Genomic DNA, 14,572 nt, shown 5'->3' with positions numbered 1-14,572 from the left:
CCACCGCCGGGCCACCACCGACCCGCTGAGACCCCGTCCCGACGACCGGAGAACATGTGGACACGCTGGAGCGGCCAGCACGGTCCAGCACGCCCGCAACCACCACCAAGATCAACAAACCTAGGGCAAGATCACCCGAATTCACATCGGTGGATCCCGGCCAGACGCCATGAACGACCCTTTCATGACGTCCCGCCCGGCAACGCGACTTTGCCGGGCGTCGCCGAACCTCCGGATCCGCGGCCGGAAACTCACCGGTTCAGACCAATTTCACCCCGTCTGGATCGAGCAAGCCCCCGCGGCCCTACCGGCCGCGCCCGGCCGCGGGTGATCCTGCTGTCGGCACCCGGCCGTGATCGACCGAGGGACGTGGTCATGAAGCTCTCCCGGTTCTTCTTCCTCGTCGTCGTTTTCGCCCTGTTCGCCGCGGTGCCCGCGCCGGCCGCGCAGGCCGGGCAGACCGCTTTGCGGGCGGCCGATCCCAGCGTGCTCCGGGTCGGCTCGACCTACGTCGCCGTCCAGTCGTCCGGGGGCGGGATCGTGGTGCGCCAGGCCGCGTCGACCGACGGCCTGGCGAGCGCGCCCGCCCGGCGGATCTGGTCGGACAGCCGCGGTCTCGGCGAAGTCTGGGCCCCGGAGATCGTCACCGACGGCGGGCGCTTCTACGTCTACTTCTCGGCCGGAACCGGTGCGGCGCACCGGATGTACGTGATCAGCTCCGCCGTCGCCGACAGCGGCTACACGGCGGAGACCCAGCTCGCACTGCCCGACGGCAAGTGGGCCATCGACGGCACGATGTTCACCTTCGGCGGGCAGCGGTGGTTCGTCTGGTCGGGCTGGGCCGGGGACACCAACGTCGAGCAGAACCTCTACATCGCCCGGATGAGCACCCCGACGGCCCCGGCCGGCGCGAGGTACGTCATCTCCCAGCCGCGCGAAAGCTGGGAACGGGTCGTCGGAAACCCGTACATCAACGAAGCACCGGAAGCCGTCAAGGATCCGAACGGGCAGCTGCACGTCGTCTACTCGGCCAACGGCAGCTGGAGCGACCAGTACTGCGTCGCCGAGCTCCGCCTGCGCGCCGGCGGCGACCCGACGTACGTGTGGGACTGGTACAAGTCCAACGGGTGCCTGTTCGGGTCGAACCGCGCCACGATGATGACGGGCTGGGACCCGACGCTGCACGTCGACGGCCCGGGACACCACAGCTTCGTCCTGCTGAACGGCGACATCGCGACCAGCCCGCCCGCCGGGCCGAAGTTCCCGCTGATGTTCCACGCCGTCCCCAAGGGCACGCCGTACTCGTGGGCCAACCGCTACTGGTACACCGGAACGTTCTGCTGGTGGGGCGCGACGACCTACCGCCGCGCCAACGTCCCGGGCGCGACCACCGACACCGGCTGGAGCCTCAAGTTCTTCGAATGAACGACGGCGGGAACCGGTTCACCCCGCGACGACGATGACGTGCAGGGTTCTGGGCCCGTGCACGCCTTCCACCCGGGTCAGCTCGATGTCGCTGGTGGCGCTCGGCCCGCTGATCCACGTCTGCGGGCGCGCCGGGTCGAGGGCGGCGACGGCCTGCGGCACGCCCGCCACGATCCGGCTCTCGCGCAGCACGCACACGTGCACGTCGGGCACCAGGCTCAGCGCGCGCCGCCCCTGGCCGGGGCCGTGGTCGAGTACCAGGGTGCCGGTGGTCGCGATGCCCAGCGCGGCCGTGGTGACGACGGCCTCGAACCCGGCGAGGTCCGCCGTGGTCCCGGCCTGCGCGGCCCTCGCGCCGCCGACGTCGATCGGAAACCCTTCGGGCACCAGGACTTTCCGCGCCGGCCCCAGCGCGGCGCGAACGGCGCCGGGCAGTTCCGCGTCGGTGCACCGGGTGAGCGCCGCGCGGTAGTCGACCACGCGCTCGGCGAACAGCTCGACGACGTCCGCGGCCTCCACCGAGCGATATCCGCGCGGAACCACGACTTCGGCCGGGTTCGCGTCCCGCAGCGCACCCCGCACCGCGGCCAGGATCTCCTCGCGCGCCGTCATCGCCGGCCTTCCCGCCGCCACCACGCGCGGAACGACTCCCGCGGCGGCGCCGGCAGATCACCGGCGTTCGTCCACACCGAACCGGGCCAGGGCAGGCGAGACACCCCACGACGACCACCGGGCAGCACCCGCCGCCCGAACCGGGTCAGCGCCCGGCTCGCGAGCCCCAGCCCCCGTTCGGCGAACCCCAGCCGCCGGGCATCCGACAGCACCCAGGACGCCGATTTCATCGCCACCGCCTCGGGTTTCGGTGCGCCGCCGCGATGCGCGTCGACCACCCGCGCACGCAGGTGCACCAGCACCTCGGGAATGTCGATGCGCACCGGACAGGCCTCGAAGCACGCACCACACAGGCTGGAGGCGTAGGGCAGCGAGTCGGTCTGCTCGTCGACGCCGACACCCTTGAGCAGCGGGTTGAGGATCGCCCCGATCGGCCCGGGATACACCGACCCGTACGCGTGCCCGCCGGTCCGCTCGTACACCGGGCAGACGTTCAGGCACGCCGAACAGCGGATGCACCGCAACGCCTGCCGGCCGACCTCGTCGGCCAACGCCCGGCTGCGGCCGTTGTCCAGCAACACCACGTGCATCTCCCGCGGCCCGTCCCCGGCGGTGACACCCGACCACGTCGAGGTGTACGGGTTCATCCGCTCCCCCGTGCTGGACCGCGGCAGAAGCTGGAGGAACACGTCCAAATCGGTCCACGTCGGCACGACCTTTTCGATACCCACCACCGAAACGAGCACCTCGGGCAAGGTCAGGCACATGCGGCCGTTGCCTTCGGACTCGACGACCACCAGGGTGCCGCTCTCGGCGACGGCGAAGTTCGCCCCCGAGACGGCCATCTTCGCCCGCAGGAACTTCTCCCGCAGGTGCAACCGGGCCGCGCCGGCCAGCTCGGCCGGGTCGTCGGTCAAACCCTCGGGCGCCGGACGCCCCGCCGCGGCCATCTCGCGGCGGAAGATCTCCCGGATCTCCGCGCGGTTGCGGTGGATCGCCGGCACCAGGATGTGGCTGGGCAGATCGTCACCCAGCTGCACGATCAGCTCGGCCAGATCGGTCTCCCACGCCGTGACACCGTGCTCGGCGAGCGCCTCGTTGAGCCCGATCTCCTGCGTCGCCATCGACTTGACCTTCACGACCTCGTCCACGCCGTGCTCGCGCGCGATCCGGGCGACGATGTCGCAGGCCTCACGCGCGTCGCGGGCCCAGTGCACGATCGTGCCCTGCGCTTGCAGGGCAGCTTCGAGCGTCAGCAGGTGCTCGTCGAGGCGGCGCAACGTGTTGTCCTTGATCGCCGCGCCCGCCAAGCGCAGTTCCTCCCACTCGGCCACCTCGCCGACGACCGCCGCGCGCTTGGCGCGGATCGTGCCGGTGGCGTGGGCCAGGTTGCGGCGCAGCTGCGTGTCGGCGAGCGCTTCCCGCGCCGCCGCCGGGAACGCCGGCATGCCGACGAACGTGGCGCTCACGCGTCCTCCTCGGTCGAAGCCAGCACGTCGGCCAGGTGCAGCACGCGGACACCACTGCGTTGCCGCGAGAGCAGGCCGCCGACGTGCAGCAGGCACGAGTTGTCGCCCGCGACGAGCACCTCCGCCCCGGTGTCCCGGACGTGGCGGGCCTTGTCCGCGCCCATGGCGGTGGACGTGTCCGCGTTCTTGACCGCGAAGGTGCCGCCGAAGCCGCAGCATTCGTCGGCGGCGGGCAGCTCGACGAGGTCGAGCCCGCGTACTTCGCGCAGCAGCCGCAGCGGCTTGTCGCCGACGCCGAGCATGCGCAGCGAATGGCAGGTCGGGTGGTAGGTGACGCGGTGCGGGAAGTAGGCGCCGACGTCGGTGACGCCGAGGACGTCGACGAGGAACTCGCTCAGCTCATGGACCTTCGGGCCGCTCTCGGCCAGGCGGGGATCCCCCGCCCGCCGGGCGACGAGGCCGTGCTGGTGGCGCGCCGAACCCGCGCAGGAACCGGACGGCGTGACGATGTGGTCGTAGCCCGCGAACGCATGCGCGAAGGCGCGGACGACGGGCACGGCCTCGTCGAGGTAGCCGGTGTTGACCATCGGCTGGCCGCAGCAGGTCTGGGCTTCCGGGAAGTCCGCGTCCACGCCGAGGCGGCGCAGCAGCCGGAACACCGCCTTGCCCGTGTCCGGGAAGAGGGAGTCGTTGATGCAGGTGACGAGCACGGCGACCTTCATGCGTGCCCTCCGGATCAAAACGTTTCAACGCCTCGTCCCGCGACGCTACTACGGCGTGGTTGGTCGAGTCAACGCTAGACCGACACGGTGGATTTCTACGTTTCAACACCACGCGACCGCCCGGCCGGCGCGACTGACCTCGGCCGTTCAGCCTCCCCCGGCTCCGCGGCCCGCACTGATCGCGCCCACCAAATGGGGAACGGCGAACCGCAGGTAGCGTCCGGTGCCGGCGGCCGCGTTGAGCCGCTCGGGTTCGGCGGCGTCGCCCCAGCGGCCGGTCGAGACGCGGGCCTCGACGGCGTGCAGGGCGGCGATCGACTCCGCGGGCTGGAAGGCACAGTGCCCGGTGCCCTTGACGAAGGCCTGCCGCAGCAGGTGCCCCGCGCCCGCGGCGGCCACGCGCCGCGAGTACCAGTTCTCCTGCTCCACCGGCACGAGCTGGTCGGCGATGGTGTGGATGTCCAGTTCGGGCACCCGCAGGCGTCCCGTGGGTGTGGAGGTCCGGGCGAGCGCGGCGACCGCACCCGGGTCGGCCGTGATGTCCGCGTCACGGCCGAGCTTCGCCAGGTCGGCGCCGAGGTTCAGGCCCGCTTGCCGGTAGAGCGCCCGGACCTGCGCGGCGTGGCTGCTGTCGCCGAGCAGGGCCCGGTAGTCGGTGCCGCGGGTGGACGCGCTGTTGCCGCCCGCGGCGAGTTCGATCTGGTAGCGGCCCGTCATGACGAAGCCGAGCACGAACCCGGTGAGGGTCTGTTCCTGGTGCGCCTCTTGGGTTTCGTAGTCGCGAGGCGCGGGCGGTGCGGCGCCGGTGTACCAGGTGGGGACGTTCATCAGCGCGGCGGCGAGCGCGATGCGCGCCCGCCCGGCCGGCGTCGCCTGGGCGTCGCCCGTGACCTTCGTCAGGGTGGCGGCCGCGGCGGCGGCCTCGTCCTGGCTGCCGTAGCGGACCAGCTTGACCGCCTGCCCGGGGGCGAGCAGGTGCGCCAGGGCGTACTCGCCGTCGAGCTGGTACTCGTTGAGGTTCAGCGCACCCGCGACCAGGCCGCAGGTCGTCAGCGCGCCGTCGATGCGGCGGTGCGGGTCCTCCGCCTCCCGGGCGCTGACCAGCCCGCCCATCGACGTCCCCCACGCGATGGTGCGCTTCGCCGCGCCGATCTTCGCCTCGAGCGCGGCCAGCGCGGCGAACTGGTCGCCGACCGCGGATTCCAGCGCCCACCAGGACGGCCCCGAGTAGGACGAGCCGACGAGGGCGTAACCGTCGGCGAGCAGCGCCCCCGCCGTCGCCGCGTCCGGTGCGTCCTGCGGGACGAGCGGGCCAAAACCGTGGCTGTAGAGGATGATCGTGCCGTTCCACGACTCCGGCACGTCCGCCACCCAGGTCGCGCCGTCGGGCAGCTGCCCGGTGTGGTGCCCGGCTTCGGCGGCTTCCGCGGCCGGCACGAGGCCGGCCGCCAGGAGCGTCGTGATCGTCAGCAAAACCAGACCGGAACGCCACTTCATCGTTCGACCCCCACTACTCGCGTCTCGGCCGGATCCGTCAGATCGACCTGGTGGCTTTCGCGCAGGACGAGCACGCACAGCACGGTGACGAGGCAGCAGGCCGCGATCACCGCGGAGATCACGCCCGTGCCCGCGCCGGCGACGGCCGCGAACACCACCGGCGCGACCCCCGCGCCGAGCCCGGCGACCTGGTAGCCGAGCGACGCGCCGGTGTAGCGGGTCCGGGTGGCGAACAGCTCCGTGTACAGCGCCGCCAGCGGCCCGTACATCGCCGGGTGCGCGACCGACTGGCCCAGCACGACCGCCAGCGTCAACAGCACCGCCGAGCCGCTGTCGATCAGCGGGAACAGCAGGAATCCGACGACGGCGGTGGCCAGCGCCCCGGCCAGGACGACGGGACGGCGTCCGACGCGGTCGGACAGCGCCGAATAACCGATGATGGCGATCACCGCGCCGACCGACGACACGGTGATCGCGTTGAGCACGGTCTGGCGCGGGAAACCCGCGTGCACGGCGTAGGAAAGGAGGTACGTGGTGAGGGTGCCCTGCGCGACGAAGGCACCGAAGCCGACGCCGATCGCCAGCAGCAGGTCCTTCGGGTGGCGGCGCAGCACCTCCAGCAGCGGGGCGCCGGCGGACCGGCCGGCCGCGGCGAACACCGGCGTCTCGTCGACCTTCAACCGGATGAACAGGCCGATGGCCAGCAGCACGACGCTGAGCAGGAACGGCACCCGCCAGCCCCACGCGAGGAACTGCGCGTCGGTGGTCACCGCGCCCATGAACGTGAGCAGCAGCGTGGAAACCACCATCCCGCTGGGTGCCCCGGCGTTGGTGAAGCTCGCCCACAGCCCGCGGCGGCTGGTCGCGTGCTCGGCCGACATCAGTACCGCGCCGCCCCACTCCCCGCCGACGGCGATGCCCTGCAGCACGCGCAGCAGGATGAGCAGCGCCGGTGCCCACACCCCGATCTGCGCGTAGGTGGGCAAGACACCGATCAGCGTGCTCGCGATGCCCATCATCGACATCGTGATCACGAGCATCCGCTTGCGTCCCAGCAGATCGCCGAAGTGCCCGAAGACGATCCCCCCGATCGGCCGCGCCAGGTACCCGGTGGTGAACGTGCCCAGGCTGGCGATCGTGCCGAGCACCGGATCCAGGTTCGAGAAGAAGACCTTGTTGAACACCACCGCCGACGCGGTGGCGTAGAGCAGGAAGTCGTAGTACTCGATCACGCTGCCGAAGTAGCTGGACAGCACCGCGCGGCGCAGCTGCGCCCGCGATCGGAGGTTCTCTGCCATCGCGTCCTGCCTCGTCGCCGACCCCGCGTGACCCGCGTCACGCCGCGACGAACGTTAAGCACTCTGATGACTGCGGTCAAGACTCTGCCCAATAACAGACGTCGGCCCACCATCAGAGCGGGCTTATGCTCGCGGAGTGACCGACTTGGCCGTACCCGCCGCCGCCGAAGGCGTCGGCGCCGACACCCCGCGTCCCCAGACGCTGCTGATCGCGTTCCTCGGCGGTCACGTCCTCGACCGCGGGATCCACGTCGCCACCGCGAGCGTGCTCGACGTGCTGGAACGCGCCGGCGTCTCCGAGCACGCGACCCGCTCCACGCTGAGCCGCATGGCCCGGCGCGGCCTGCTGCACCGGGTGCGCCGCGGCCGCCACGTCTACGTCGGCCTCACCGAGCGGTCGCGGGCGATCCTGCACGACGGCGAGCGGCGCATCTGGCGGGCCGGCGCGGTCAACCGGCAGTGGGACGGCACCTGGACGCTGCTCGGCTTCTCGATGCCCGAGTCGTGGCAGCGCCAGCGCCACGCCCTGCGCTCACGGCTGCTGTGGGGCGGCTTCGGCAGCCTGCAGGGCGGCCTGTGGATCGCCCCGGGGCAGGTCGACACGATCCCGCTGCTCGAGGGCCTCGGCGCCGACGGCCACATCAAGGTCTTCCAGGCCCGCACGCTGGCGCCCACCGAGGTCGCCGAGATCGTCCGTGAGGCCTGGGACATCGACGGGCTGGCCGAGCACTACCGGGCGTTCCTGACCCGCTGGCAGGACCCGGCGGCGCAGGCGTCGGACAGCCTCGCCCGTGATCTGCTCCTGGAGTCCGACTGGCTGCAGACCATCCGCACCGACCCGCGGCTGCCCCGCGAACACCTGCCCGCCGACTGGCCGGCCGAGCCCGCCCAGGAGCTGTTCTACGCCCTCAGCGCCGAACTGAAGCCGGCGGCCCGCACCACGGCGGCCGGCCTCCTCGACACGATCACCGACGAACAAGCCGACGAGCGCTGAGCTCCCCCGCGCCCGCTCACCCCGCCGGTCCTGGCCCGACCGCGCCGAGCGTGGCCGCGAACTCCCCGGCGGACACCGGCGTCTCGTCGGCCAGGATCTCGTCGATCACCTCGGCCAGCGGGCCCGGTACCGCCGGCTCGCGCACCCGGATCGGGACCGGGTCCTCGCGCAGCACGACCGCGACCGGATCGGCACCCGGCGGGAAGTCCCGGGGCGCCCGGCCCGTCAGCATCCAGTACAGCGTCGCCGCCGCGGCCCAGACGTCCACCCACGGCGGGGCGTGGCGGTAGTTCAGCACCTGGGCGCGCGGAAGGAACTCCAGGCTGCCGCCCACCTCGCCGGTCCGGGTGTGCCCCGAAAGGCCCGCCAGGGCGAACGCCTTCGCCAGCCCGAAGTCCGCGACCCGCGCGACACCGCCGTCGAGCAGCACGTTGCGCGGCGTGACGTCCCGGTGCACGAGGCCGCGCGCGGTCGTCGTCGTGCGGTCGGCCAGCCGCACCTCCGGCAGCTCCGCGGCGTGGGCGTAGGCCAGGCCGGCGAGGACTCCGAGGGTGATCGGCACCGCTTCGCCGGCGGTCAGCCGGCCCCGGCGGTCGACGCTGCCGCCCGGGCAGTACGCGTTCACCAGGAACGGCACGGGATCACCGCCGGAACCGCGGAACTCCACGATGTTCGGGTGCCGCAGCGCGCGCACGTTCGCGATCTCGCGCAGGACCAGCTCGGTGGCGTCCGGCCGGATGTCGTGCAGCACCTTGAGCGCGACCGGTTCGCCGGTCGTGGTGTCCCGCGCCAGGAAAACCACCCCCTGGGCGCCGCGGCCGAGTTCGTGGCCGAGCGCGTAGCCGGGGAACTCGGCCGGCGCCACGGTGATCCGCAGGGTCGTCGAGCCGACGCGGACCTCGTCGCCGTCGGCCAGCTCGCGTTCGTCCACCACGACGCCGTTGACGCGGGTTCCGTTGCGGCTGCCCAGATCCCGCACCCCGACGTGCGGCGGCTCGATCGTGAACCGGCAGTGCGCGCGCGAGGCGTCCGGGTCGCGCACGCGCAGCCCGCACTCCTCGCCGCGCCCGGCCACCAGGGACCGAGCGTCGGTGAAGACGTGGCCCACGGCGTCGCCGGCGGTGATGCGGACGGCCCAGCGCACGTCAGTCCACGAGCGCCACGTAGAGCGGCGAACCCAGCAGCACGCTCTCGCCGTCCGCGGTTTTCCCGTGCAGCAACCGCTTCGCGATGAACTCCATGTTCTGCGCGGGCCCGCGCAGGTCCGTCGTGGCCCGGCGGACGTCCTGGCACGCCTCGGCGTCACCGTCGCCGTCGCCGGTGACCGCGGTGGCGATCCCGGGGCCCCGCGCGATCCCGTCGAGCAGGGACGGCAGCAACGACCGGCTCAGCGGCGGGTCGAGATCACCGGCGGGAAGGGCCCCGAAGACATGGCGGCGAGAGCCCCCGAGCCCGAGCACCGTCCGCTCGTCGCGCCCGCCGAAGTACACGAGCGAGAGCCCGTCCGCGCCGACGAGCGGCCCCCACCGCAACGGCAGCAGGCCCCAGAAGAACTGCCCCGGCTCGTCGACCGAGCCGAGGTCGCCGAAGTCGGTCAGGTACCGGACGACGCGCTCGAGCCGCTCGGTCCGGTCCGCGCCGACGGCGGCCTCCACGCCCCGTTTGCCCTTGAGCACCTTGAGGTCGACGCTCACCTCGGCCGTGCGCTTGCGCGTCGCGCCGGGATCGATCTGCTGCAGCAGCAGGTCGACCTTGCTGTCGCTGATGTAGACGAAGTACCGGAACGACATCCGCCCCCCTCGTGGCCCGCGGTGATCCTCCCACGAACCCGCCGATCTTTCACCCGCCTGGCCCATGCCCCGCGTCCGGGTGGTCGGGTAATCGTTGATCCGTGGCGCGCGACGACCGGGGAGGGAGGCCGCCGTGGTTCAGCTGACGCCGTCCGGGATCGCCGGCCTCCGCGCGGAGGTGACGAACCTGATGCGGGCCGGCGCCATCCTGCTCCCGGTCATGGACGAGGACGCCTCGACGCGGTTCGGCCGGGTGTGCGCCGCCCAGCTCGTCGACCTGGCCCTCCGGCGCCACCTGTGGTTCTCCTACGACGGCGAGCACGGTGGCGTCCCCGGGCTCCTGGCCCACCGCCGGCCGGACCCGGCGGACGCGGCGGATCCCGACGAGCAGCGCCTGCTGGACGTCGTGTTCGGCGGCGAGGACGTCGCGCGCATCGCGCGGCCGCAGCCCTGGGCGCGCTGGCGGGACATGGCCACGCTGGTGCGCAAAGGCGCGAAGGCGGACGGATTCGGCTGGCTCGGCCGCGAACGGTACCGCGTGCAGCGGCGGATGACCGACCTCCGGGCGGCGATGTCCGTCCACGCCCGGCGCACGCAGCGGAACTGGAGCGACGCGCCCGCGCTGTACCGCGCGGGGTGCTCCTTCGCCGTCCTCTTCAACCTCGACACCGCGGTCCCCCACTGGCCGATGCCGCCCGAAGAAGACCTCTTCGTGCCCTCGCGCCTCGCCGCGGCCTGCCACCTGGCCCACGTCGACGCGACCTGAACGATGCCGGACGACGCCACCCTCGACGGGTCCGCACCGGCCACGCCCGGGTGGCGCGTGGGCGACCGGATCGCCGGCCGGTACGAGATCACCGCGATCCACCGCGGCGGCATGGGCGTGGTCCACCGCGCCCACCACCTGGGCTGGGACGCCGACGTGGCGATCAAACGGCCGCGGCCCGAGCTGTTCCGCACCGACGCCGACCGCGAGCGGTTCGTCCGCGAGGCCCGGACCTGGATCGACCTGGGGCTGCACCCGCACGTGTGCAACTGCCACTACGTGCGCACGCTCGACGGCGTCCCCCACGTCGTCGCGGAGTACGTGCCGGGCGGCAGTCTCGCGGACCGGATCCGCGACCGGCGGCTGTACGCCGGTTCCGGGCGCGAGGTGCTCGCCCGGATCCTGGACGTCGCGGTCCAGGCCGCGTGGGGGCTGGCGCACGCCCACGCGCTCGGCGTGGTCCACCGCGATGTGAAGCCGGCCAACCTCCTCGTCGGCGACGACGTGAAGGTCACCGACTTCGGGCTGGCGGGCGCGGCCGCCGGCCCGTACCGCGGGACCCGCCACTACGCCTCCCCGGAACAGGCCGCCGGTGAGCACACCGGACCCGCCGGTGACGTCTGGAGCTTCGCCGTCAGCGTGCTCGAGATGCTGACCGGCGAGGTGACCTGGCTGGCCGGGCCGGCGGCGGGCGGGGCCTTGGCGGGCGCCGTCGCGACGGCGCCGCTCGACGGCGTGCCCCGCGACCTCGGCGAGCTGCTGGCCCGGTGCCTGGCGTGGGAACCCGCGGACCGGCCCGGCAGCATGGCCGGCGTCGCGACCGCGTTGATCGGCCTGTACGAGGCCGGGTTCGGGCCGTACCCGCGGGATCCGCCGGCCGCCGCCCGGCCGCGGGCCGCCGAGCTGAACAACCGCGCGCTGTCGCTGCTCGACCTCGGCCGGCACGACGAAGCCACGCGGCTCCTGGCCGAGGCGCTCGCCGCCGACCCGCGCCACCTCGAAGCGTCGTTCAACGCCGGGGTGCTGCGCTGGCGCGCCGGCGAGCTCACCGACGACGCGGTGCTCACCACCCTGGAATCGGCCCGGGAGAACCACGAGGAACCCGCGCGCGCCGATCGCCTGCTCGACCTGGTCCGCGTCGAACGCGGAGCCGCGGCACCCGCCTTCGTGCTCCCTGTCGGGCAACGCCGGACGGCGGCTCCCGTGTGCGTGACCCCGGACGGCGAACACCTGCTGGCCGCCGACGCCACGGGTGCGGTGCACGTCGTCGAGACGGCGACCGGCCGGAGCGTGCGCGTGCTGTCCGGCCACCGGGACGCCGTCGACGCGATCGCGGTCGGCTCCGACGGCCGGCGCGCGCTCACCGTCGGCGGAAGCGGGAAGTCGGTGCTGTGGGACCTGCGCACCGGTCGTCCGCTGCGCCGCCGGGCCGGCCGCGGTGACGTCTTCCTCATCGGCCTCGCCGCCGACGCCGGGCTGGTCCTCACGACGGCGCTGCTCGGGAACCCCGGCACCGTGCGGGTGTGGCGGCCGGGCCGGTGGCGCGGCCGCCGGCTCCGCGCGGGTGGGGAGGTGACGACGATCTGCGTGGCCGCGGACGGGCAGCGCGCGCTGATCGGCGACGCGCGCGGACAGGTGGGGCTGTGGAACCCGGCCACCGGCGCCGCGCTGCGCTCCTTCACCGGGCACACCCGCGCGCTCGGGGCGATGGCCATGGACTCCGCCGGGCGGCGCGCGGTCACCGTCGCCACGGATTTCGAAGACTTCGCTCCCCGGGTGCGGGACCTGGACACCGGCCGCCTCCTGAACCGGCTCGACGGCCACACCGGCCCGCTCACCTCGGTCCACGTGTCGCCGGACGGGCGGCGGGCGCTGACCGGGAGCGGCGACCGCACCGCGCGTCTCTGGGACCTGGACACCGGGCGGTGCCTGCGCGTCCTGTCCGGGCACACGCAGATCGTCCAGTCGGTCGCCTTCGCCGGCGAAGTCGCCGTGACCACCGAGCTGACCGGCGCGGTGCGGATCTGGGACCTGGCCGGCGGCCGGTGCCTGCGCACGATCACCGAAGACGCCGAATTCGGCGACACCGCGTGGCTCACCCCGGACGGCCGGACACTCGTGCACGCCGGCCGGACCGCGGTCCGGCTGTGGCCGGTGCCGGCTCCGGCACCCGCCCCGCTGCAGATCTCCCGGTCCCGCACGGCCGTCGAGCTGCTGTCGGCGAACGCGCGCGTGGACGACCTGCTGGCCCGCGCGGCCGAAAGCCCCGGCGAGGCCCTCGAGCTGGTGCGCCGGGCCCGCACCGTGCCGGGCCACGAACGGTCTCGCGAAGTCATGGACGCCTGGCGCCGCCTGGCGGCCGCCTCGGCGCACGGCGAGCTGAAAACCGTGTGGCTGAGCCAGGTTCTGGACGGCGGACCCCCGGGTTTGACGGCCGTGTGCGCGACCCCGGACGGCCACGTGCTGTCCGGCGGCCACGAGGACGGCACCGTGGGGAGGTGGGACCTCGCGTCCGGCCGGCGCGGCGCGGCGCTCACCGGCCACACCACCCCGGTGCTGTCGGTCGGCGCGACCGGGCAGGTCGCCGTGGCGGGAGCCGCGGACGGGACCACGAGGGTGTGGGCCCTCCCCGCCGGCCGTCCGATGTGGACACTGCGCGGACACGACGGCCCGGTGCGCGCGGTGGCCACGACGCCCGACGGCCGGTACGCCGTCACGGGCTCCGCGGACGGCACGGCCCGGGTCTGGGACCTGTCGTCCGGGCGTCCGGTGGCGGTGCTCACCGGCCACACCGGCGCGATCGGCGCCGTGGCGACGGACGGACGCTCCTGCTTCACCGTCGCCGACGGTTCGGTGCGGCAGTGGGACCTGCACAGCGGCCGCTGGACCGGCGTTCCGGAAACCACCACCGGAGCCGGCCTGACTTCGCTGTGCCTGACGCCGGACGGCCTCCTGCTGACCGTCGGCTTCCCGGCCCGGCACGGGGTCCGCGTCCGCGACGTGGCGACCGGCCGGTTCGTCCGGACCCTCGATCCCGAAGGCGCGCCGGGCAAGCAGTCCGTGTGCACCACGCCGGACGGCCGGATCGCGCTGGTCACCGAGCCGGCCGGGAGGGTGGGGCTCTGGGAGGTGGCCACCGGGCGGCCGCTCGGTCACCTCGAAGGACTCACCGGCGGGGTCGCCGGCGTCTGCGTGACCCCGGACGGCAACCACGTCGTCGTGGCGGGCCGCGACGGCGCGATCCGGATCTGGGACATCGACCGGGAATTGGGGGAACCGAGGTGATCGCTTTCCGGAAGACGTCGCTGATCCTGGCCGGCCTGGCGTTCTGGACCGGCGAGATCATGTCGCTCTTCGCGGCGACACCCGCGGTGCTGGGCTGGGGCGTCGGCCTGATCGTGGCCGCTCTCGTGGTGCTCCTGCTGATCACCGGCCGGGCGGCCACCTTCGCCGGAGTCGTCGCGGGGGTGCTCGCGGTGGTGCTGGGCAGGTCCCAGGGCAGCGACTTCGTGGCGTGGGTCTCCAGCGAGCGCTGGGTGGTCCTGCCGCCGGTCGTCGCGTTCGTCCTGCTGATGCGGACGGCGTTCTGGGCCATCGAACGCGGCGAGGACCGGTGGCGCATCGAGCACCGGCACGGGTGACCGGAACCGGCTTCTACACCACAGCTGATCGAAATGCCGCACTGAAACGGCAGAGACACCACCATCGGGTTAACGTCGGTCGACACTGAACGCTCGCGGGACAAGGAGGTCACCGTGGCCGGAAAGTTCGAGGTCTACACCGACAAGGGCGGCAAGTACCGATTCCGCCTCAAGGCCGCCAACGGCGAAGTCGTCGCCGGCGGCGAAGCCTACGAAAGCAAAGCAGGAGCGAAGGCGGGCTGCGAAGCCGTCCAGCGTGCCGCGGACGGCGCGGCGATCGTCGAAGCGGACTCCTGACCTATCCGTTTTTTCGCGCCCGGCGGATCGTTGCGCCGGGCGCGACCCGGCGGCACCGCGC

At 73.3% G+C, this 14,572-nt stretch carries 13 protein-coding genes; 6 read left to right on the top strand and 7 right to left on the bottom strand.

Features of this window, described 5'->3' with window-relative positions; genetic code table 11:
- The first annotated feature begins 375 nt into the window (after positions 1 to 375).
- Positions 376 to 1,425 (top strand): glycoside hydrolase family 43 protein, encoded by a 1,050-nt coding sequence (locus AB0N03_RS38220; protein ID WP_364382713.1) that lies wholly within the window; start codon positions 376 to 378, stop codon positions 1,423 to 1,425.
- Positions 1,426 to 1,443: 18 nt separating this feature from the next.
- Here AB0N03_RS38220 and AB0N03_RS38215 read toward each other — a convergent pair whose 3' ends face one another.
- From AB0N03_RS38215 to AB0N03_RS38195, 5 genes are all read right to left on the bottom strand, one after another.
- Positions 1,444 to 2,037: an LUD domain-containing protein gene (locus AB0N03_RS38215; protein WP_364382710.1), complete on the bottom strand. Its 594-nt coding sequence runs from the start codon at positions 2,035 to 2,037 to the stop codon at positions 1,444 to 1,446.
- A complete protein-coding gene (locus tag AB0N03_RS38210; protein WP_364382725.1) occupies positions 2,034 to 3,485 on the bottom strand; it encodes a lactate utilization protein B in 1,452 nt (483 codons plus the stop codon). The genes AB0N03_RS38215 and AB0N03_RS38210 overlap by 4 nt, the downstream gene beginning before the upstream one ends.
- A 17-nt stretch (positions 3,486 to 3,502) precedes the next feature.
- Positions 3,503 to 4,228: a (Fe-S)-binding protein gene (locus AB0N03_RS38205; protein WP_364382707.1), complete on the bottom strand. Its 726-nt coding sequence runs from the start codon at positions 4,226 to 4,228 to the stop codon at positions 3,503 to 3,505.
- Between the two features lie 147 nt (positions 4,229 to 4,375).
- On the bottom strand, positions 4,376 to 5,725 hold the full coding sequence (locus AB0N03_RS38200; RefSeq protein ID WP_364382704.1) for an alpha/beta hydrolase: 1,350 nt from the start codon (positions 5,723 to 5,725) through the stop codon (positions 4,376 to 4,378).
- Positions 5,722 to 7,023, bottom strand: coding sequence for an MFS transporter (locus AB0N03_RS38195; RefSeq protein WP_364382701.1), 1,302 nt, complete (start codon positions 7,021 to 7,023; stop codon positions 5,722 to 5,724). The genes AB0N03_RS38200 and AB0N03_RS38195 overlap by 4 nt, the downstream gene beginning before the upstream one ends.
- A 136-nt stretch (positions 7,024 to 7,159) precedes the next feature.
- Here AB0N03_RS38195 and AB0N03_RS38190 point away from each other — a divergent pair, with 136 nt between their 5' ends.
- Entirely contained in the window at positions 7,160 to 8,017 is an 858-nt protein-coding gene (locus AB0N03_RS38190; RefSeq protein WP_364382698.1) for a PaaX family transcriptional regulator C-terminal domain-containing protein, read from the top strand.
- Between the two features lie 16 nt (positions 8,018 to 8,033).
- Here the strand turns inward: AB0N03_RS38190 and AB0N03_RS38185 are convergent, their stop codons facing one another.
- Together AB0N03_RS38185 and AB0N03_RS38180 are read right to left on the bottom strand one after the other, a co-directional pair.
- Positions 8,034 to 9,161 (bottom strand): FHA domain-containing serine/threonine-protein kinase, encoded by a 1,128-nt coding sequence (locus tag AB0N03_RS38185; RefSeq protein WP_364382695.1) that lies wholly within the window; start codon positions 9,159 to 9,161, stop codon positions 8,034 to 8,036.
- 1 nt (position 9,162) lies between these two features.
- The gene (locus AB0N03_RS38180; protein ID WP_364382692.1) at positions 9,163 to 9,807 is read right to left on the bottom strand and encodes an SAVMC3_10250 family protein; all 645 of its coding nucleotides are present in this window, start codon (positions 9,805 to 9,807) and stop codon (positions 9,163 to 9,165) included.
- A gap of 133 nt (positions 9,808 to 9,940) precedes the next feature.
- Here AB0N03_RS38180 and AB0N03_RS38175 point away from each other — a divergent pair, with 133 nt between their 5' ends.
- From AB0N03_RS38175 to AB0N03_RS38160, 4 genes are all read left to right on the top strand, one after another.
- Positions 9,941 to 10,573 (top strand): hypothetical protein, encoded by a 633-nt coding sequence (locus AB0N03_RS38175; RefSeq protein WP_364382689.1) that lies wholly within the window; start codon positions 9,941 to 9,943, stop codon positions 10,571 to 10,573.
- Between the two features lie 3 nt (positions 10,574 to 10,576).
- Positions 10,577 to 13,858, top strand: a complete 3,282-nt coding sequence (locus AB0N03_RS38170) for a protein kinase (RefSeq protein WP_364382686.1) — start codon at positions 10,577 to 10,579, stop codon at positions 13,856 to 13,858.
- Positions 13,855 to 14,214 (top strand): hypothetical protein, encoded by a 360-nt coding sequence (locus AB0N03_RS38165; RefSeq protein ID WP_364382683.1) that lies wholly within the window; start codon positions 13,855 to 13,857, stop codon positions 14,212 to 14,214. Before AB0N03_RS38170 ends, AB0N03_RS38165 begins: the two co-directional genes overlap by 4 nt.
- Positions 14,215 to 14,328: 114 nt before the next feature.
- Entirely contained in the window at positions 14,329 to 14,511 is a 183-nt protein-coding gene (locus AB0N03_RS38160; protein ID WP_364382680.1) for a DUF1508 domain-containing protein, read from the top strand.
- Positions 14,512 to 14,572 lie beyond the last annotated feature (61 nt).

The organism is Amycolatopsis sp. NPDC051061 (assembly GCF_040682935.1).
Lineage (GTDB): Bacteria > Actinomycetota > Actinomycetes > Mycobacteriales > Pseudonocardiaceae > Amycolatopsis.
This window is presented reverse-complemented; position numbering and strand designations above follow the sequence as displayed.